Genomic DNA, 19,440 nt, shown 5'->3' with positions numbered 1-19,440 from the left:
ATACGTTTTAGGGATTATATCCAAATCCTATCAAATTATCCTTTAAAATAATATTTGGTTCATTAAAAGTTATATAATCACTGTAAATATCTTTTGTAACCCAGTCTAAAGGATCAAGATCTGATAAAGTAATATTTTCAGCTAATGCAAAGCTTGCTGTAGCCAAGATACCAGCTGGCGACTCCATCATACAACCAACCATACATAGCATACCTGCATTGTCGGCTATTTTTTTAATTTTTTTTGCCTCTAATATACCACCTGTTTTAGCAAGTTTTATATTTATCATATTACAAGCTTGTTCATCTATAACACGTTGAGCATCTTTTGCATCAAATACTGACTCATCTGCAACTATAGGAATATTACTAAATTGAGTTATCTCGTGCATTGCTGATATATCATAATATTTAACTGGCTGTTCAATTATCTCAACACTCAAACTATACTTATTTAGCTCTTCGATAAACTGCTTTGTTTGAGTTACACCCCACCCTTGATTAGCATCAAACCTAAACCTGACATTTTTATCAAATTCTTTGTCCAAAGCTTTAAGCAACTCAATATCTCTTTTAAAATCAGCACCAGTTTTAACTTTTATAGCCGTAAAATTAGCTTCAACACCATTTTGTATATTCTGTATAGTTTCAGCAACTGTACCTCAACTTATAGATACATCTGTTTCAACAGTATTGTTTTTTGCACCAAGGTAATCTGCTACAGAGATATTTTTTTGTTTAGCTAATAAATCATAAAAAGCTAAATCAATAGCCATCTTTGCAGCTGAGTTAAACATAACTCTCTTAAATGCCTGCTCTACAACTTCTTCATAATCACATAAGTTTGATCCTTTAATAATGGGAGCAAAAATCTCACTAACAATATATTGCATACCTTGTAAAGTATCTCCAGTAATTGCAGTTGTTGCAGGAGCTACTCCATAACCTTTAACTCCACTATCGAGATTAGTTCAACAACTAAAGCATCAATATGGTTTGTACTTCGTATAGCTGTTACAAATGTTCTTTTAAGAGCTATTTTTACTATAGATGTTTTTATATCTATTATTTTATTCATACTGCAAATCCCAAAAGTATTTTAGCAACTATTAAACCACCTCGAGTTCCTACTAGAAAACCAAGTAATGCCATAACTACAGCTATAGAACACATAGCTAAATTTAGTTTGAATATCTTAGCTATGATTATCATTATTATAGCATGTATAACTAATATCATTATTCCACAAGCTATATATATGGGAGCTTCAGAAAAACCTTTAAATGAAGATCCTGATACTATTAAAGCTACTAAAAAATATAAAAATATACTAGCAATAATACTATCACTTTTTATTTTGCTATTGGAGTCATAGCTGCTATAAACCCTAAGAAGGTTACTATTAATATAGTCCAAGTTTTTGTTGTTATTAGCGTTGTTTCAGGTAAGTAAGTTGCTACTATACTTGCAATATCTGTAGCTGTAAATGCTATAGCTATTAATAAAAAGATACCTACAAAATTAATATCTCCTTTAAGGTTATATGAATCTTCAATATCATTTTTTTTAATATGCTCTTCTAACGACTCTGCTTTTGTCCACTTATCAAAGACTTTTGCACGAAAAATAAGAGCAAATAAAAGTGCAAACCAAATGGTATAGCTTATTGAATCTGTCAAAAGTATATAGCCCATCTGATTATCTGGAGTATTAAGAGCTTGCTGAACAGCAACCATATTACCAGTACCCACCATCCAACTAGCAGATAAAGCAGAAAACCCTTTCCAAGCATCTGGTGATATATATCTACCAATAGTTAGATACATGATTATGAAACATATCATTATGCTAATACTTGCTCCAAAAAAAGCTATTAACAACTTCCTTCCGAGTTTAATTACAAGCCTAATATCACATCGAACTAGCATTAAAAATAACATTATAGGTAGTATTAAGCCTTCAAGCTGAGATTTAGTTTGCTTAATTTCGATAGAATGAGTATTCCATAAACCAACTATTGATAATACTACTATTAAAAAACATATTATTACGATAGCTGAAAAATATTCAAATAATTTTGACTTTGATCTACTTGAGATAAATACCACCAAACTACATATTAATAGCAATGACGATATATAAGAAAGAGATGTAGATATACTACCCCAATAAATTAAACAATATTTTCAATTATTTAGTTCCCATCTAAGCCGCCCGTTTTTCCAATAAGTTATCGTAATAAAATTCCATAGGTTTTTTATAATTGATAGACTCATGAAATCTTCTATTATTATAAAAATCGATATAATCATCCACATCGTTTCTTAGTTCAACAATGCCAGGATATTGATTTAAATAAAATCTCTCACATTTAGCACTTCTCCAAAATCTTTCGATGCAAATGTTATCAGTTGCTCTACCTTTACCATCCATAGATATAGTAATTTTTTTATCCAATAATGTTTGGATATGAATGTTAGATGTGTACTGGCTACCTTGATCAGTGTTAAATATTTCTGGTACTCCATATTTATACAGAGCTTCATTTAAAACTTTCATAACTAAACTACTATCCATAGTGTTGGATATCTCCCAACTTAGTACAGCCTTAGAGTACCAATCAATAATAGCTGCCATATAAACTGTGCCAGCATCAGTCTTAATATATGTAATATCTGTAGACCAAACTTGATTAGGTCTCAATATGCTTAAACCTTTTAGTTTGTAACTATAAATAGCATGCTCTTTGTTAGGTTCAGATAAATTTAAGTTTGGTTTTTTCACCGCCAATATAGCTTTGATGCCTAACTCTTTACGATACTTTTGTACTGTGTTCTCACAGATGCTAAACCCATCTTCTATTAATTGCTTATGAGCTTTTATATAGCCGTAGCAGGGAATCTCCTCATGTATCTGTATAAGCTTTGCTTTTACTTCTTCTTTATGTTCGTTAACCACAGGCTTGTAATATAAACCAGCTCTAGAAACTTCTAATAAGCAACTTTGTTTTACAACAGATAATTTATGCTTAGGATCAATCATCGCTTTTCTATCAGATAATCCCAAGCTTACGAGCTTTCCCTCAAGAAATTCCTTCTCAATTGTTAGTTGTCCAACCTTCTTAGAATACTGATCTATCTTGGTTTGAAGCTTTGCATTGTCTTTTTTATATTGTGATACTGATTTGGATGGATCCATTGCCAACTCAGCATTTTCTAAAAAGGCTGTTTTTCAATTATTTATGTTTTTGGGCGTAATATTATATTTTACTGATAACTGTGTGATTGTTTGATCTTTCCCCAATACTTCCAAGACAACTTTAGTCTTAAATTCAACGGTATATATTTTTCTCTTATTACTCATTTACATTTATCCTAAATTGCTCATTTATAGTTTAGCTACTTTAGGAACTAAATTCTCAAAATTGTTGTTACAATTTCATGGGGTATTATAAGATATCACTTTTAGCTCCTAAATTTTATTAGATTAATAAATATTATAAGCATACATACTAACTTTAAAAAAGTATTTAAAGTCAGATTTTATATGTATCCAAAAATTTTTAAATAGGCTATTCTAGATTTCTAATGCTTAAAACTAAACTTTAGGTTAGGTGTTAAGAAACTAGTCCTTTAGGAAGTTTTCAATATCAGGAATTAAATCTTCTGGTATTGTTTTAGGCGCATATCTTTGAACAGTTTGACCACTTTTTGCTACTAAAAATTTAGTAAAATTCCATTTTATTCTTTCAGTTCCTAATATTCCTTTTGCATGTTCTTTTAGATAATCAAATAAAAGCTCTGAATCTTTACCATTAACTTTAGTTTTTTTCATAATAGAAAACGTAACATCAAAGTTAGTTTCACAAAACTCTTTAATTTCATCATCACTACCAGGTTCCTGCCCACCAAAAGAATTACAAGGAAATGCTATAATTTCCAAATCAGGATATATCTGGTGTAAATGTTTTAAACCTTTATATTGTTTTGTGAAACCACATTTACTAGCTACATTAACAATTAGCAAAACTTTATTTTTTGGTAAATAAAATTCAGACCCATCGCCAGCGGTAAGCTTAAAATCATAAATAGACATTTTTTATATCACCTCACATATATTTTATTAAAAACTTTGATCAGCAGTTTGTAAACCCTGCGTATTTAACATACTAAAAACCTCATCTACTAATCTAGGAGAAACATCATATTGTATTGCAAAAGATGTACGAGTTCTTTCTAATGATTTATCCTTAAATGAATCATAATTTGGTAAATTTTGCTTTTTCTCAAGTTTTAACATTTTTTTTCGCCATCCTTTACGTTCTGCTATTAGTTGAATAATTTGCTGATCAGCATTTATGATTTTAGCTTTATAGCTTTCTATAGATGGTTTACTAACGTTATTATGAGCCATAGCAAATGATGAACAATAGCAAACAAAGCTTAGAATAATTACCATATACTTCTTCATGTACTATTTTATAAATTAAATATGATCTTAATACTATAATATTTTACGAAAAATTTTTAAAGCCTATAACAAGTAAAAACATAAAGAAATATAATTAATAAGTCATTATTCTAGTAATTATTTATTTTCTTATAAAGTGACTACCTACACTATCCTGCCTAGATATTGCGCTTCTTACGGTTAGTTTAGCTAATTTAAGCATTTTTTTGTATGCTTCTAATTTATAGTCATATTTTTCTGATAATCTGTCCTGATCTATTAATTTTTCTAACTGCTCAATCTGCCTACAAACATCTCTTAATTCAGATTGTTTCCTAACTAAACTAACATTATCCCACATTAGCTGTCTTATTGCGGCCATTTGTTGAGAGTAATCTTTTTTTGAATCAAATAAGTCTAATACTTCTTTATCTTGATAAAACCCTTGCACAAGGTTATTTAATATATGCTTACTAGCTTCCAAAGCATACACTATACACTCTAATAAGGAATTACTTGCTAATCTATTTGCTCCATGTAAACCTGTACAAGAAACCTCACCAACTGCATATAAGTTTTGTACATTTGTTTGTGAGTATCTATTAACACTTATTCCTCCACAGCTATAATGAGTTGCTGGTAATATAGGAATCCTATCTATAGCAGGATCTATATTATTCTCTAGCAATTTTTGATATATGTACGGAAATTTATCCTGCCATTGGCTAGTACTAAGATGTGTAGCATTTAAGTAAACATCTCGACCTGCTTGCATATTTATATAAATCTGTCTAGCAACAATATCTCTAGGAGCAAGATCTTTTTTTTCATGAATTGACTTCATTACTCTTATGCCTTTCTCTGTTTCTAGGATTGCACCACTACCACGAATAGCTTCAGAAATTAAAATAGGCTCACCTGCCTTACCAAAAAAACAAGTAGGATGAAACTGCGTAAATTCTAAGTTTTCTAACTGACAACCAATATCATAAGCCATAATCATTGCGCTACCTGTACCAGCTGTAGCACTAGTCACATATTTATATAGTCCTGATGCTCCTCCTGATGCCAATACTACTTTCTTTGCAACAAATTTAATTACTTGATGACTACTACTATAAGTATATAGACCAGTACATTTGTCATCTTTTCTAATTAATTTAAATGCTTTATGATCTAAATATATTGATATATTTACAAATTCATTAAGCTTCTCATATAATTTTGATATAACTGCTCTTCCAGTATAATCCTTGATGTGGAGAATTCTGGCTAGAGAATGCCCTCCCTCTAAATGTAAACTATAGCTTCCATCACCTTTTTTATCAAACTCAACACCATGCTGTTCAAGCCATTTTATTGAAGAGTTTGAGTTGCTTACAACTTGATCTACACTTTCAAGGTTTGCCATATTACCACTAGCAATATATGTATCTGTCACATGTAAATTTATGCTATCTTCATCTGATATTATCGCAGCAATACCACCTTGAGCATATGAGCTAGCACATTTGTTATAAACTTGATCACAAATAATAGCTATATCTAAGCCATGTTCTGCTAGCTCTATAGCTGCAACTACTCCAGCTAGCCCACCACCTACTATAGCTATATCATGCTTCTTAACAATCATTTTTATATTTGAACTTGCATAGATAGATCTATTGCATGAACATGTTTAGTAATTGCTCCAACAGATATAAAATTAACCCCTGTTTTTGCCACTTCTACTATAGTATCATCGTTTATATTACCCGAAACTTCTAATGCTACTTTATTTTTAGCTAAATCAACTGCTGTGTAAATATCTTCTATTGAAAAATTATCGAGCATAATGATATCTGCTCCAACACTTATTGCTTGGTTTAACTCATCTAAATTTGTAACTTCAACTTCCACAGTTTTATTACTATCTAATTCTTTAGCTTTTGTTACAGCTTGGTATATGCTACCTGTAGATCTAATATGATTTTCTTTAATCAAATAACTATCGAATAAGCCTATACGATGATTAAATCCTCCACCACATCTAACCGCATACTTTTGTGCTAAACGAAATCCTGGAATAGTCTTACGAGTATCAAGTAGCTTGGTTTTATAGTTAGAAATAAGTTTGACTAAATTATTTGTACTTGTAGCTGTAGCTGAAAGCATTTGAATAAAATTTAACATTGCCCTTTCTGCTGTTAAAATACTTCTAGCATTTCCTTTTAGTTCAAAAATTTTTTGACCAGCTAATACTTCTTCAGCATCATTATATAACCATGCTATCTGAATATTTTTATCAACTTGATATACAACTTCATTAGCAAATTTTTGACCACATAAGATCATATTTTCACGTGTAATACAAAAAGCAGTCGTATCAATATTTTGAACTAACCGAGCTGTAATATCACCATTAGCAACATCTTCACTTAAAGACTCGGTTACTAATTTTTGAATAATACTACTTGGAACTTCAACTATCTGATTACTATTTAACATTACTTCAGACATAATATTTCCCTAAAAATTAATCATCCTATTTAAAGGAATAAGAGCTTTTTGTCGCACTTGTTCGTCTACAAAAATTTGATTATTTTGTATTGCTAAGCAATCTCTTAAATTTTTTAACTGATTTAGCTTCATCCATGGGCATTTAGCACAAGATTGACAGGTTGCTCCACGACCAGCAGTTGGAGCTGGGATAAATTCTTTATACGGAGATAGTTGCTTCATCTTATAGAAAACTCCTATATCAGTAGCAACTATAAATTTATCATTTTCCATATTTTGACTAGCAGCTATCAACTGAGAAGTAGAGCCAACAGCATCTGCTCTTTCTATAATATCCGAGGGAGATTCTGGATGCACTAAAACTGCAGCTTCTGGGTACTCTAACATCAAATCATCCAATGCCTGGGCCTTAAATTCTTCGTGGACAATACAACTACCGTCATATAGTAACATATCAGCACCTGTCTGTTTTGCAATCCAGTCGCCTAAGAATCTATCTGGCCCCCAAAGAATTTTTTTACCTTGTTTGTATAGATAAGAGCAAATTTCTAGAGCATTTGAAGAAGTAACTGTCCAATCAGCTAGAGCTTTTATTTTAGCTGAAGTATTTACATAAACAACAACTTCTCTATCTTTATGAGCTTCTATAAACTTTTCAAATCCACCATTATTACAGCTTAAATCTAATGAACACTCTGCCTCCAAAGTTGGCATAAGGATTTTTTTCTCAGGACTAAGGATTTTAGCAGAGTCTCCCATAAACCTCACACCAGCAACAACTAATGTATTACACTCACTTTCTAAACCAAATTTAGCCATTGCAAGTGAATCTCCTACAAATCCCCCAGTTTGCTCTGTTAACTCTTGAATCTGAGCATCAACATAATAATGAGCTACTAGGCAAGCATTATTTTTTTTTAATAGCTCTTTTATTTCGTTGATATATTTTAGTTTTTCAACATCTTTAATTTTTAAGCTTGGTAATTCAGCTCTAGCTTGTAATATCTTATCTTTTATAAGTTTTTGATTTAACATCCAAATGCTCCTTTAATTTTAACCTTGGATATTTTCTTCGAAATATTTACATAATTGCTCTAATGACTGACTAAAATCATCATTCACTAGTTGATAGTCAAATTCATTAGCATGAGAAATCTCAGACTCTGCTTGATTCATACGATAATCAATAGTATCTTTAGAATCTGTATTTCTTGCCTCTAAACGCTTTCTTAACTCTTCCATTGATGGAGGTAATATAAATATACTTTTAGCCTTTTGACCATATATCTCTCGAGTTTGCTGAGCTCCTTGCCAGTCAATCTCAAGTATTATATTTTTACCCTCTGAAAGTAGTTTATTTATTTCAGCCTTTGATGTGCCATAATAATTTTTAAAAACCTTAGCATATTCAATAAAACTTGCTTCTTTTAGCATCTGCTCAAACTTAGCAATAGAAACAAAATGATACTCTTTACCATTAGTTTCACCTGCCCTAGGGTCTCTAGTCGTATGTGAAGTAGCTATTGCAAACTTATCTTTACCTATTTGTGTTTCTAAAAAAGCTTTTAATATAGAACTTTTACCAGCACCTGATGGTGCAGAAACTATAAAAATATAGTTGCTCATTTGTAAAAATCATAATTGAATAGATAGTTTGATTAATTATATAGATTGAATCTAAAAACTTCTATTAAATTTTTTGATACTTAACTATAAATATAATTTACTAATACTTTTTAGTACATTTAAAGCAATATTTAAATCTGATTCACTAAAATTTTTAGAATACTCCTTTGCCCACTATATTTGTTTTTTATCTAAAAAAATATATATCATCAGCTTTCTTAGTTAGCTTTATATATTTTAACTGCATATGATTTGGATTATTTCCAGGACTATTTATTCTTATTACATTTATTATTATAACTAGGATAGCTGGATCTCTAATAACAAAATCAAAAAAAGATATTATACTTAAGAAGAAGAAAAGAATAATCTTTGTTACATTAAATAGAATATTTACATTTGTTTCTTGTACTATAATTTTAAGCTATTTAGCATCAAATATATTTTTTAATAAAACCTTTTACACGATACAAAGATTTTAATTATTAATAGTCATGGCAAAAATAATACTAATGGGCTTAAATATCAAAGATGGAATTAAAATCCATAAATTAAAGAACAATAGAGAAAGATAATTAAGTTTTTTATTGAGCTGTAATATTTAATTTTTTACCAGCAACCCATACTCTTTTAAGATGACTTACAACTTTTGGAGATAAGTCTGATGGTAAATCTACTAAAGTATGATCTTTCTGAATAGAAATATTGCAAATATGTTTACTATCAATATTTCCTTCATTTGCTATTGCTCCTACAATATTTCTAGGCTGAACATCATTATCACGCCCAATCTCTAGCTTATATGTAGTCAAATCAATATTTACACTTCTACGAGGTTTTCTATCAGATCTATCAAAGCGACTATTTCTATCACCACGATCATCTCTACGATCAAATCTATCATTCCTACGACCATCTCTAGAATTTTTATCCCTACGAGGCTTATCATCTCTAGCTTGTATTTCTCTAGGAAAGAAAGTCTTTTTGCCTTGAGCAAGTAATGTCAAAACAGCTAGAAGTTCATCAGAATCAAGCTCTAACTCATCACGAATATCTATAATTATCTCTTTATATTTATCTAAAGATTTATTCTTATCTAATACAGAAGTTACTCTAGATTTAAGGTTTTCTATCCTACTATTTGCTAAATCCTTTGCATTTGGCATAAAAACTTCTTGCATTGGTGAACCTGTAAATCTCTCTAAAATACGTAAAAATCTCATTTCCTTTAGAGGAACTAAAGAAATAGATGTACCCTCACGACCTGCTCTACCTGTACGACCAATTCTGTGTACATAAGTATCTGTATCACCAGGCATATCGTAGTTAATTACATGGCTAATTCTTTCAAGATCAATACCTCTAGCAACTACATCAGTAGCGACTAATACATCAGATTTAGAGCTTTTAAACTGATCAACGATATATTCTCTCTGTGACTGTTGCATATCACCATTTATTGCTGCGACTTTGTAACCGAGAGCTTTTAAATTATCTGCAACTTCTATAGTACTAGTTTTAGTTTTTACAAAGATAATAACACCATCAGTTTCTTCAACTTCAAGTAATCTATCTAAAGCATCTATTTTTCTAAAGCCTTTGACAACTATAAATTTCTGAGTAACAGTATTAGCTGTTTTCGTTTTTGCTTTTACTTGTATCTTACAAGGATTTCTAAGATATTCTTGTATAATATCCGCAATATCAGTAGGGATTGTTGCTGAGAAAAGTAATCTCTGACACTCATCAGAAACATGACTTAAGACAAACTTTACATCATCAATAAAACCCATTCTAAGCATCTCATCAGCTTCATCTAACACTAATGCTCTTAGATTATCAAGTTGTAATGTACCTTTTTCAATATGATCCATTACACGACCTGTAGTACCTACTACAACTTTGACACCTCTTTTAAGTGCTCGAATCTGTGAACCATATTCTTGACCACCATAGATACAAGTAACATCTAGATTTGATATATTCTTTGCAAAAGCCTCAAACTGCTCAGCAACTTGTATAGCTAGCTCTCTAGTTGGAGCTAATACCAAAACTTGTGGTGCTCTATCTCTAGAGTCAAAGTCCATATTATTTATTAAAGGTAATGCAAAAGCTGCTGTTTTACCTGTACCCGTTTGTGCCTGACCAAGCACATCTCTACCCGATAAGATATATGGAATAGCATACTGTTGAATTGGTGTAGGATTTTCATACCCTAATTTATTAACAGTATCTAAGATATCTTGACTTAGTCCAAGCTGACTAAAATCTTTTTTAGTTTCAGAATTCATTTTTATCCGTAAATTTTTATTATGAAAAATCTTAATTAATAATTTGAAAATTATGAGAAATTTAAATTATCCGCGTGATGTAACTTCTAATAGATGATAACCAAATTGAGTTTGTACTGAACCATGAACTTTATTTAGCTCATCATTAAATACTACTTTATCAAATTCAGGAACCATTTGTCCTTGTGAGAAAGTACCTAAATCGCCACCTCTAGCACCAGATGGGCATAAAGAATGCTTTTTAGCAGCTTCTTCAAATGTGATTTTACCTTCAGTTATGTCTTTTTTAATTTGTTGACACTCAGATTCTGACTGCACTAGCAAATGTCTAGCTGAAGCTTTCATAATTATAGTTCCTTATTTTTTGATTTTAACTATTAGTAATTACAACCAAAAGAATACATTATTTAAGAAAAATATACAACTTTATTAAAAGCTTGGCTATTGACCCAAGTTACGAAGTTTTTTACCTGAGATTAAATTATCTTCTATTTTTTCTAAGCTAACACCTTTTATAATGTCCCCAGAAAAAGCTACTGATTTTAGAAAGATTTTTATTCCTAGATGTTAAAGTTAACTAGATAAATTAGGAAATGGATAAATGAGTAAAAAAAGAGTAACGTATACAGCTGATTTTAAAGCTAAAGTAATTATAGAATTGCTAGAAGGCGATATGACAGTTAATGAGATAGCAAGTAAGTATGATTTACTTCCTAAAAACGTGCATAATTGGAAGCAGCAATTTTTATCCAATGCTTGCTTAGCATTTGATAAAAGCTCTGTTGTTAAGGAGTATAAGCAGGAAATAGATGAGCTTAGAAAAGATAAAGATGCAACAAGTAAAGAACTAATCGAGGTAATAGTAGAGAGGGATTTTTTAATGGGAAAGCTAAAAAGCTTGGTATCATCAAATGATAGAGTAAACTCTGTAGATACTAAGCTAGAATTATCTTTAAATAATCAGCTTAAACTATTATCTGTATCTAAGAGTGTGTACTATTATACACCAATATCAAAATTTAGTAGTAATGATGATATTAAACTATTAAATGCAATAGATTTGATACATACTAAACATCCATATTATGGTACGAGAAGGCTAGTAAAGTTGCTAAATAGATTAGGATTTCTAGTTGGAAGGAAGCTAATCAAAAGTGCTATGGAATTCATGGGTATTAAGGCATTGTATCCTAAAAAAAAGACAACTGTCATTAATAAGCAACACAAGAAATATCCATACTTACTTAATGTATTTAAAAATGAGACGAATCAGGTTGTTATAGATAAAGCTAATAAGGTATGGAGTGCTGATATCACGTATATTAGACTAGAATGTGGGTATGCATATTTAGCAGCCATAATAGATTGGCATAGCAAGAAAACACTAGCTTGGAAGATTTCTAATACTATGGATACACATCTAACAACTAGTGTGTTAAAAGAAGCGTTATTTAAATATGGTAAACCTGATATCTTTAACTCTGATCAAGGAACTCAATATACAGCAAAAGAGCATATTAAAATAATATCTGATAATAAAATAAATATATCTATGGATGCTAAAGGAAGATCTATAGATAATATTGCAATTGAGAGATTTTGGAGAACACTGAAATATGAAAATGTTTATCCGGCATCATATATAACTATGAAAGAGGCTAAAGTAGGTATCAAAGAATATATTGATATTTACAACAATGAAAGACTACATTCTAGTATTGGATATATGACTCCTGATGAAGTATATTCTGGTATTTTAGATGCTGCATAAAAGCAAGGAATAAAAATATTTTATAAAGTGGTATTGAATAACAGGGACAGTTTACATTTATAAAATTAGACTCTGAGTTGTTTTTTAGTACGAATATCTAACTAACATTTTAAATATTCTCATTTGCCCATATCCTAAGATAGTGATCTATCTTTAGTATCTGAGATATGCTGCTATATTGTCGAGTAAAAAATGGGGATAAAGATAGCTCAACAGCAGTTTTAGCATTTGATGATGATAAAGCATCTATTAATTCAAATGTGGTATCAGCATAAGTTTCAAAGCTATCATATAACTCTTCTCTAAATGAATTTGTATAGGCAAGATTACCAAAAGGAAAGGACATATAATGATCTATTTCAAAATTATTTACATGGAGATTATTATAATTTATTCAATGCCCAGACATCAAAAGTCCCAATTATAGCAATTAAAAATACAATTCTTTTATATTCTTTTTGTGTTTCCATATATCTCCACCATTACTTTTTTTTAAAATTACTAACATCCAATTTTTGCTAAAGACTTACCTGCTCTTAGATTATTTTCAATTTCTTCTAAAGACACATCCTTAGTTTCTGGCACAAAAAATTTAACAAATAATATACAAACCACACAAGATATAGCAAAACCAAAGAAAGTGTTATCAGGATGGAATGTCAACCAAGTAAGAGCAAAATTACCAATAATAGCATTACATATCCAATTACTCATAGTCGATGCTGTAACACCAAAATCTCTACCTTCTATAGGCTGGATTTCTGAACATAAAATCCAAATCACTGGACCCATTGATATAGCAAAACCAAAGATAAATAATAGACAAAATATTAAAGCAGTCCACTGTAAAGCTTGTGATAAAACCATAGTCTGGCCATAGATAAAATGTGTTTTGAATATAAAACCTACAACGACGCAAGAAGTCATAAGTAAACTTAAACCAAAGTATAAAATTGGTTTACGTCCAAACTTATCAACATATTTGATAGCTAAAAATGTTGTTAACATATTTAGTAAACCAATTACAATAGTAGATGTTGATGGGTTAGTAAAACCAGCTAATTTAAAAATGTCAGTTGAATAATACATAAAAGCATTCATACCCGTAAACTGTTGAAATGCTTGAAGAGCTATACCTAATAGCACTACTTTTATAAAAAACTTCTTTTTAAGTAAAGAAAAAACACTTACACCTTTATGAGTAGTTTGTTTAATTTCTTTATGTTCTTCTAAAGCCTCAATTTCACAGGATCTTATTTTCTTAAGGACTACCGCTGCCTCATCATCATTACCTTTTAAAACAAGCCATCTTGGACTTCTTGGAAGAGTTAGGCAACCAAAAAACATTATTATTGAAGGAACTGCAAGTACTGATAGCATAATTCTCCAAGAACCTGTACTTTCAAGAGCAGAATTTGTTAAAAATACCAAAAATAAGCCTATCGTTATCATTAGTTGGTATAAAGCTATCAAAGCCCCTCTAAATTCTTTTGGAGCTATCTCAGATAGGTATAATGGTGCAATAAACGATGCAATACCTACAGCCATGCCCAAAATAAACCTTGATCCAATAAAGATTTGATAATTAGGAGAAAAAATACCTACAACTGTAAAAATAGAAAATATAGCAGCTGCAATCAATAACACCTTTCTACGGCCATATTGTTTTGATAAAAAACCACTAATCAAAGCTCCACAGGCTGCTCCAAGTAATAAAACGCTAGAAACATGACCACATTCAGCAACACTTAAATTAAATGTTTTTGATATAAAACCCAAAGAGCCATTTACATAACCAATATCCATACCGAATAACAGCCCAGCCAAAGCTGCTATTATAGCCACGCGAATAACTACAAAATTCATTTTACCTGCATCTTGCATACTTATATTTTCCTATACTGTTAGAATATCAAATTTAATTAACACTTGTAATAATGATGATATACTATACACAAAATACAAAACAATATTTTTTATTACAAATGCCTATCAATATTTCACAAGAAGTTTCTCAAATGAAACTCTCTCATCGTCGAAAAAATATATTAACTGATGAATGGGTTTTAGTATCTCCACATAGATTAAATAGGCCATGGCAAGGTCAATCTGAAGAAACTCAGAAAAACTCGCTACCAGAATACGATAAAAAATGTTATTTGTGTCCAACAAATACTAGAGCTAATGGCGAGACAAACCCGAGTTTTGAAGAAACTTTTGTATTTGAAAATGACTTCTCTGCTCTTTCAAAAGAAAAAATATCAACAAATTTAGAGATAAATGATGATTTGTTCCAAATAAGTGGTGCAACTGGTGTTGCAAAAGTATTCTGCTTCTCTGCAAAACATAACCTTACAATGGCATCTATGCAAGAAAAAGATATAGCAAAAGTTGTTAATCTTTGGTCAGATGAAGTATCAGCGTTAAGTAAGAAATATAAATGGGTACAGGTCTTTGAAAATAAAGGCTCTATTATGGGATGTTCAAATCCTCATCCTCATGGGCAAATATGGGCTTGTGATTTCTTACCAACAGAGGCTCAAAAAGAACAACTATCTCAAAAAAAATATTTTGAGAAGAATAAATCAAATATGCTTTTAGATTATGTAAACCGTGAAATTAGCGAGAAAGAAAGAATAGTTTGTCAAAATGATGATTGGATAGTTGTTGTACCATTTTGGGCAACATGGCCTTATGAAACATTACTTTTACCAAAATTCAAATGCTCACACTTAAACTATTTAAATTTAGAGCAAAAGAAATCACTTGCAAATACACTTAAAACATTACTAGTGAAGTACGATAAACTTTTTGATACATCATTTCCATACTCAATGGGTTGGCATGGTTCTATAAATGCTAAAGTATGTGACTATTGGCAGCTTCATGCACATTTTTATCCTCCTTTGTTACGTTCTGCTACTATCAAGAAATTTATGGTAGGTTTTGAGCTTCTTGGTGAATCTCAAAGAGATATAACACCTGAATTAGCTGCCAAAGTTTTAAGAGAGTTATAATTATGAGTTGTATAAAGGATAATCTAGTCAGTCGCTTTAAGACTTTATATAGTACTACCCCTGAGATGTTTTTTTCACCTGGCAGAGTTAATTTGATTGGTGAACATACTGACTATAATAATGGCTTTGTAATGCCATTTGCTATAAATGAAGGAACATTTATTACAATTGCAAAAAGAGATGACAATGTAGTCAATATCTATAGTGAGAACTTAGATGATTCTGCTTCATTTAATATAGATAAAATAAAACAAGAATTATCTAATGTGTGGCAAAACTATGTAAAAGGTACAATAAATATTATCAAAAAAGAATTCTCCTCTAATATTAAAGGAGCTGATATTTATATATTTAGTAATCTACCATTTGGTGCTGGACTTTCATCATCAGCCTCTTTAAATACAGTAATTGCCTTTGCTTATAATAAGATTTATAAATTAAACATTTCTAAGCTTGACCTTGCAAAAATTGCTCAAAAGGTTGAACACAATTATATTGGTACTAAATGTGGCTTAATGGATCAAATGGCATGTATATTTTCACAAGAAAATTCGGCAATTATGATTGATTGTAATAATGATGCTTATAAAAACATTCTATTTGAGCTTGATGAAGTATCTATATTGATTGCCGATACAAATATCAAACATAATTTAGCAGAATCTGCTTATAATAAACGTAGACAAGTTTGTGAAAGTATTGCAAAATTTAACAATATAAAGTCTTTAAGAGAATTAAATACTCAAAAACTTGAGCATACCAAGAATATTTTTTATAAAGAAGATTATAAGCTAGCTTTACATGTTTTTACAGAAAATCAAAGAGTTGTTGATGCCACTAAATCAATGCAATCTAAAGACTGGAAAAGCCTAGGAAAGTTAATGTATCAATCACATAACTCTCTAAAAAATGACTACAAAGTTAGCTGTGATGAACTAGATTATCTAGTCGACTTATCAAAAGAATTTGATAGTGTTTATGGTGCTAGGATGACTGGTGGTGGTTTTGGTGGCTCTACAATACATCTCTTACCAACTAAAATACTAAAAAAATATAGTAATTATTTAGAGAGAAAATATTTTGATAAATTTAACATAAAGCCAACTTTTTACATCTCAAAGGCTTGTCAAGGAACACACCAAATCTAAAATATTCTCCTAATCTTCTCTACTAAACTATTTTTTTCTTTTTCTGTATATGGTTTAGGTTCAATATTCCCCCACACTGGTGTTGGCCAAGCTGGATCATTTTCAAAACGTCCTACTACATGAATGTGCATCTGTTTAACAACATTTCCAATAGTAGCAACATTTAGCTTATCTACTTTATATTCTTTAATAAGAAGTTCTGAAAGTTTATTTATTATCCTATTTACATTATTCTGAACCGAATAATCAAGTTGATACCACTCTGTTCTATCAGTAAAAGGTACTACTATAAACCATGGTACCGTAGAATTATTCATCACTAAAATTTTACAGTCTAAATATTCACAAATTTTAAAAGTATCAGTTTCTAAACGAGAATCTAATTTAAACATTAAAAAGTCCCCTTATTTTTTCTAAATCTTGCTGAGTATCGACGCCGGCAGGAGTTGGTTTGATTGCTTGATCAACAGCTATTTTATAACCATTATACAGAACTCTAAGCTGTTCAAGAGCCTCATATTTTTCAATAGGAGATACAGTCAGTTCTGCATAATGTTTTAAAAAACCTACCCTATATGTATAAATACCAATATGTCTAAAAAATTCTGAGATGTTAACTTGCTGATTTTCAGAGAATCCTCTTTCAAAAGGAATCGAAGCACGGCTAAAATATAAAGCATAATTATTTTTATCAAAAACTACTTTTACATTATTAGGATTATAAATATCTTCAGCATCTAAGATGCTTTCACAAAGAGTCGAAACTACAGCATCTGGCTTATCAATCAATAGCTGCGCTGCTTGCTCAATATTTTCAACAGGTATTAAAGGTTCATCTCCCTGCACATTAACAACTATATCATCATCACTAAATCCCAAATTAGTAACGGCTTCAGCAATTCTATCTGTACCAGACTCATGATTATCTTTTGTTAAAACAACTTTTGCTCCAAAATTCTCTGCAACCACTTTAATTTCGTGGGAGTCTGTAGCAATAACTATACTTTTAAATTTAGATTTTAATACTTGCTCATAAACTCTTTGAACCATAGGTCTACCTGCAATATCAGCAAGCATTTTACCAGGTAGACGTGTTGATTTAAGTCGTGCTGGAATTACAACATGAATATTAGTCATACTTTTTAACCTCTTCAAGAGTTAACTTCTTTGCTTCTTCAACTAACATTACAGGGATATTTTCTCTAATTGGGTAAGCTAGTTTATCTGCCTTACAAATTAAAACCTTATTTTCTTTATCATAATATAAGCTTGATTTACAAACTGGGCAAACCAACACATTTAAAACTGAATGATCCACTATTTCACCTCAATTACAAATTCATATTCATCTTCTACTTGCTCTGCTTTGACAAGTATATAATCATTAACTTTACACCACGCAGGTATATCGTGCATAGTACCAGGATCAGTACAAATTACCTTTAACTGTTCACCAGTTTGCATACTTTTCAAAGCATTTTGTGTTTTAATCACAGGCATTGGGCATAATAGTCTTTCTAAGTTTAATTCTTTCATCTATATATACCATTCCTGTTTAATTTCAGCTGCCGGCATAGGTTTTACAATCATCTCTTTGCTTGTCCCATCTATGTAATTAAACACCATAGTCACTGTATCAGCGTTTTTTCCTTGAGTAAATCTACCTAAAACTTTTGCTGTAAACTCTTCATCAGTTTTATCAAAATCACCATCTATCAAAATTAATGGTCCTGAGTGTGATGAGCAATATACATGAGTGAATTTATTTTTATAGCCATTTAAATAATTATTTTCACCTTCTTCACGCCCTACTATCAATTTATATTCAGGTTTAAAACGAAGATGCCTACCAACTTTTAGAAGCATAATGTCATCAAATTCATATTCTTTTGAATTACGTGCTTGCCATAGATCAACTAGCTTATCAAAATATTGTTTATCTGTAAGAAAGCAGCAACCACCAGCAGGAGACGCATAATCTTCTATGCCCCAATCACGAGCCATTTTCATTTGTTCTTTCCTACCACGACCAGTTATACCCATGAGCCTATATCTATCAACCCAACCTTCTATTTCAGGTTTGGTTTCAGGTAGATTCTTTGCGCTAAGAGGTCTAAGTAAAAGGTCCTCAACACCAGATTGCTTTTGTACCACAGGCATCGTACTTCTTCTTTGTGACATTGGCCGTTGACCAATAACTTCACCTGTAATTATAAAATCAAATCCATTTTCTAAAGCCCATTCTTTAGCTTTACGTACCATAAATATCTTACAGTCAAGGCATGGATTCATATTTGCACCATAGCCATATTTAGGATTTAGAAGTACATCTTTATATTCTTCTATTACATCAATGATATGTAGCTTTATGCCAAGCTGCTCAGCAACCCATAAAGCATTGTTTCTTTTTTGCTTTTCTTTATCATGCTTACGAATTGCATGGGTATGTCCTTCAACACAAAATCCTGTAAAAAAGTTTATACCTTCGACATGTATGCCTTGCTCTAGCATAAGTTTTGTCGCAAGCATCGAATCAAGACCACCAGATATTAGTGATATTGCTTTTCTTTGTTTATTTTCCATATTCTTATAGTTTTTAAATTAAGATATTCAATATTTTTAATAATTTTAACATATCGA

General features: G+C 30.8%; 20 protein-coding genes and 2 pseudogenes. 3 read left to right on the top strand and 19 right to left on the bottom strand.

The genetic code is table 11. The features are described 5' to 3' along the window. Positions 1 to 7 precede the first annotated feature (7 nt). From CDV26_RS13825 to CDV26_RS04585, 12 genes and pseudogenes are all read right to left on the bottom strand, one after another. Positions 8 to 1,077 (bottom strand): annotated as a pseudogene (locus tag CDV26_RS13825) (dipeptide epimerase). Then, a pseudogene (locus CDV26_RS04630) lies at positions 1,074 to 2,107 on the bottom strand (DUF819 family protein). Before CDV26_RS04630 ends, CDV26_RS13825 begins: the two co-directional pseudogenes overlap by 4 nt. A 97-nt stretch (positions 2,108 to 2,204) precedes the next feature. Beyond that, a complete protein-coding gene (locus tag CDV26_RS04625; protein WP_088772295.1) occupies positions 2,205 to 3,197 on the bottom strand; it encodes an IS3 family transposase in 993 nt (330 codons plus the stop codon). A gap of 33 nt (positions 3,198 to 3,230) precedes the next feature. Next, positions 3,231 to 3,362 carry a transposase gene (locus CDV26_RS13535; RefSeq protein WP_169709695.1) on the bottom strand — a complete coding sequence of 44 codons (132 nt, stop codon included), beginning with the start codon at positions 3,360 to 3,362 and terminating at the stop codon, positions 3,231 to 3,233. Positions 3,363 to 3,623: 261 nt separating this feature from the next. Beyond that, complete coding sequence (locus tag CDV26_RS04620) at positions 3,624 to 4,094, bottom strand: glutathione peroxidase (RefSeq protein ID WP_088772294.1); 471 nt, start codon at positions 4,092 to 4,094, stop codon at positions 3,624 to 3,626. 27 nt (positions 4,095 to 4,121) lie between these two features. Beyond that, the gene (locus tag CDV26_RS04615) at positions 4,122 to 4,469 is read right to left on the bottom strand and encodes a chorismate mutase (protein WP_169709714.1); all 348 of its coding nucleotides are present in this window, start codon (positions 4,467 to 4,469) and stop codon (positions 4,122 to 4,124) included. A 121-nt stretch (positions 4,470 to 4,590) separates the two neighbouring features. Next, on the bottom strand, positions 4,591 to 6,081 hold the full coding sequence (gene nadB / locus CDV26_RS04610; RefSeq protein ID WP_088772292.1) for an L-aspartate oxidase: 1,491 nt from the start codon (positions 6,079 to 6,081) through the stop codon (positions 4,591 to 4,593). 2 nt (positions 6,082 to 6,083) lie between these two features. Next, positions 6,084 to 6,947: a carboxylating nicotinate-nucleotide diphosphorylase gene (gene nadC / locus CDV26_RS04605; protein ID WP_088772291.1), complete on the bottom strand. Its 864-nt coding sequence runs from the start codon at positions 6,945 to 6,947 to the stop codon at positions 6,084 to 6,086. A 9-nt stretch (positions 6,948 to 6,956) separates the two neighbouring features. After that, positions 6,957 to 7,982 carry a quinolinate synthase NadA gene (gene nadA / locus CDV26_RS04600; RefSeq protein WP_088772290.1) on the bottom strand — a complete coding sequence of 342 codons (1,026 nt, stop codon included), beginning with the start codon at positions 7,980 to 7,982 and terminating at the stop codon, positions 6,957 to 6,959. An 18-nt stretch (positions 7,983 to 8,000) separates the two neighbouring features. Further along, complete coding sequence (gmk, locus tag CDV26_RS04595; protein ID WP_088772289.1) at positions 8,001 to 8,573, bottom strand: guanylate kinase; 573 nt, start codon at positions 8,571 to 8,573, stop codon at positions 8,001 to 8,003. A gap of 584 nt (positions 8,574 to 9,157) precedes the next feature. Continuing rightward, positions 9,158 to 10,864, bottom strand: coding sequence for a DEAD/DEAH box helicase (locus CDV26_RS04590; protein ID WP_088772288.1), 1,707 nt, complete (start codon positions 10,862 to 10,864; stop codon positions 9,158 to 9,160). A gap of 66 nt (positions 10,865 to 10,930) precedes the next feature. After that, entirely contained in the window at positions 10,931 to 11,209 is a 279-nt protein-coding gene (locus CDV26_RS04585) for a peptidylprolyl isomerase (protein ID WP_088772287.1), read from the bottom strand. A 256-nt stretch (positions 11,210 to 11,465) separates the two neighbouring features. Here CDV26_RS04585 and CDV26_RS04580 point away from each other — a divergent pair, with 256 nt between their 5' ends. After that, on the top strand, positions 11,466 to 12,635 hold the full coding sequence (locus tag CDV26_RS04580; protein ID WP_088772286.1) for an IS3 family transposase: 1,170 nt from the start codon (positions 11,466 to 11,468) through the stop codon (positions 12,633 to 12,635). Positions 12,636 to 12,744: 109 nt separating this feature from the next. Here the strand turns inward: CDV26_RS04580 and CDV26_RS04575 are convergent, their stop codons facing one another. Both CDV26_RS04575 and CDV26_RS04570 read right to left on the bottom strand, forming a co-directional pair. Beyond that, positions 12,745 to 12,981 carry a hypothetical protein gene (locus CDV26_RS04575; protein ID WP_088772285.1) on the bottom strand — a complete coding sequence of 79 codons (237 nt, stop codon included), beginning with the start codon at positions 12,979 to 12,981 and terminating at the stop codon, positions 12,745 to 12,747. Between the two features lie 155 nt (positions 12,982 to 13,136). Next, a complete protein-coding gene (locus CDV26_RS04570) occupies positions 13,137 to 14,519 on the bottom strand; it encodes a sugar porter family MFS transporter (protein WP_088772284.1) in 1,383 nt (460 codons plus the stop codon). 107 nt (positions 14,520 to 14,626) lie between these two features. Between CDV26_RS04570 and CDV26_RS04565 the strand changes: the two genes are divergently transcribed. Next, positions 14,627 to 15,652: a UDP-glucose--hexose-1-phosphate uridylyltransferase gene (locus CDV26_RS04565; RefSeq protein ID WP_088773450.1), complete on the top strand. Its 1,026-nt coding sequence runs from the start codon at positions 14,627 to 14,629 to the stop codon at positions 15,650 to 15,652. After that, positions 15,652 to 16,800 carry a galactokinase gene (locus CDV26_RS04560; RefSeq protein WP_088772283.1) on the top strand — a complete coding sequence of 383 codons (1,149 nt, stop codon included), beginning with the start codon at positions 15,652 to 15,654 and terminating at the stop codon, positions 16,798 to 16,800. The genes CDV26_RS04565 and CDV26_RS04560 overlap by 1 nt, the downstream gene beginning before the upstream one ends. Here the strand turns inward: CDV26_RS04560 and CDV26_RS04555 are convergent. Genes CDV26_RS04555 through CDV26_RS04535 form a run of 5 tightly spaced genes read right to left on the bottom strand, consistent with a single transcriptional unit; the run spans position 16,797 to position 19,383 of the window. Beyond that, on the bottom strand, positions 16,797 to 17,192 hold the full coding sequence (locus tag CDV26_RS04555) for an HIT domain-containing protein (RefSeq protein WP_088772282.1): 396 nt from the start codon (positions 17,190 to 17,192) through the stop codon (positions 16,797 to 16,799). The genes CDV26_RS04560 and CDV26_RS04555 overlap by 4 nt on opposite strands. Then, positions 17,185 to 17,937 carry a 3-deoxy-manno-octulosonate cytidylyltransferase gene (gene kdsB / locus CDV26_RS04550; protein ID WP_088772281.1) on the bottom strand — a complete coding sequence of 251 codons (753 nt, stop codon included), beginning with the start codon at positions 17,935 to 17,937 and terminating at the stop codon, positions 17,185 to 17,187. Before kdsB ends, CDV26_RS04555 begins: the two co-directional genes overlap by 8 nt. Continuing rightward, positions 17,930 to 18,118, bottom strand: coding sequence for a Trm112 family protein (locus CDV26_RS04545; protein ID WP_088772280.1), 189 nt, complete (start codon positions 18,116 to 18,118; stop codon positions 17,930 to 17,932). Before CDV26_RS04545 ends, kdsB begins: the two co-directional genes overlap by 8 nt. Then, positions 18,118 to 18,336 carry a sulfurtransferase TusA family protein gene (locus tag CDV26_RS04540; protein ID WP_088772279.1) on the bottom strand — a complete coding sequence of 73 codons (219 nt, stop codon included), beginning with the start codon at positions 18,334 to 18,336 and terminating at the stop codon, positions 18,118 to 18,120. Before CDV26_RS04540 ends, CDV26_RS04545 begins: the two co-directional genes overlap by 1 nt. Beyond that, positions 18,337 to 19,383 carry a tRNA (5-methylaminomethyl-2-thiouridylate)-methyltransferase gene (locus CDV26_RS04535; RefSeq protein ID WP_088772278.1) on the bottom strand — a complete coding sequence of 349 codons (1,047 nt, stop codon included), beginning with the start codon at positions 19,381 to 19,383 and terminating at the stop codon, positions 18,337 to 18,339. Positions 19,384 to 19,440: the final 57 nt, after the last annotated feature.

The organism is Francisella halioticida (assembly GCF_002211785.1).
Classification (GTDB): Bacteria; Pseudomonadota; Gammaproteobacteria; order Francisellales; family Francisellaceae; genus Francisella; species Francisella halioticida.
The sequence above is the reverse complement of the archived record's forward strand: the minus strand, read 5'-3'. Positions and strand labels throughout refer to the sequence as shown.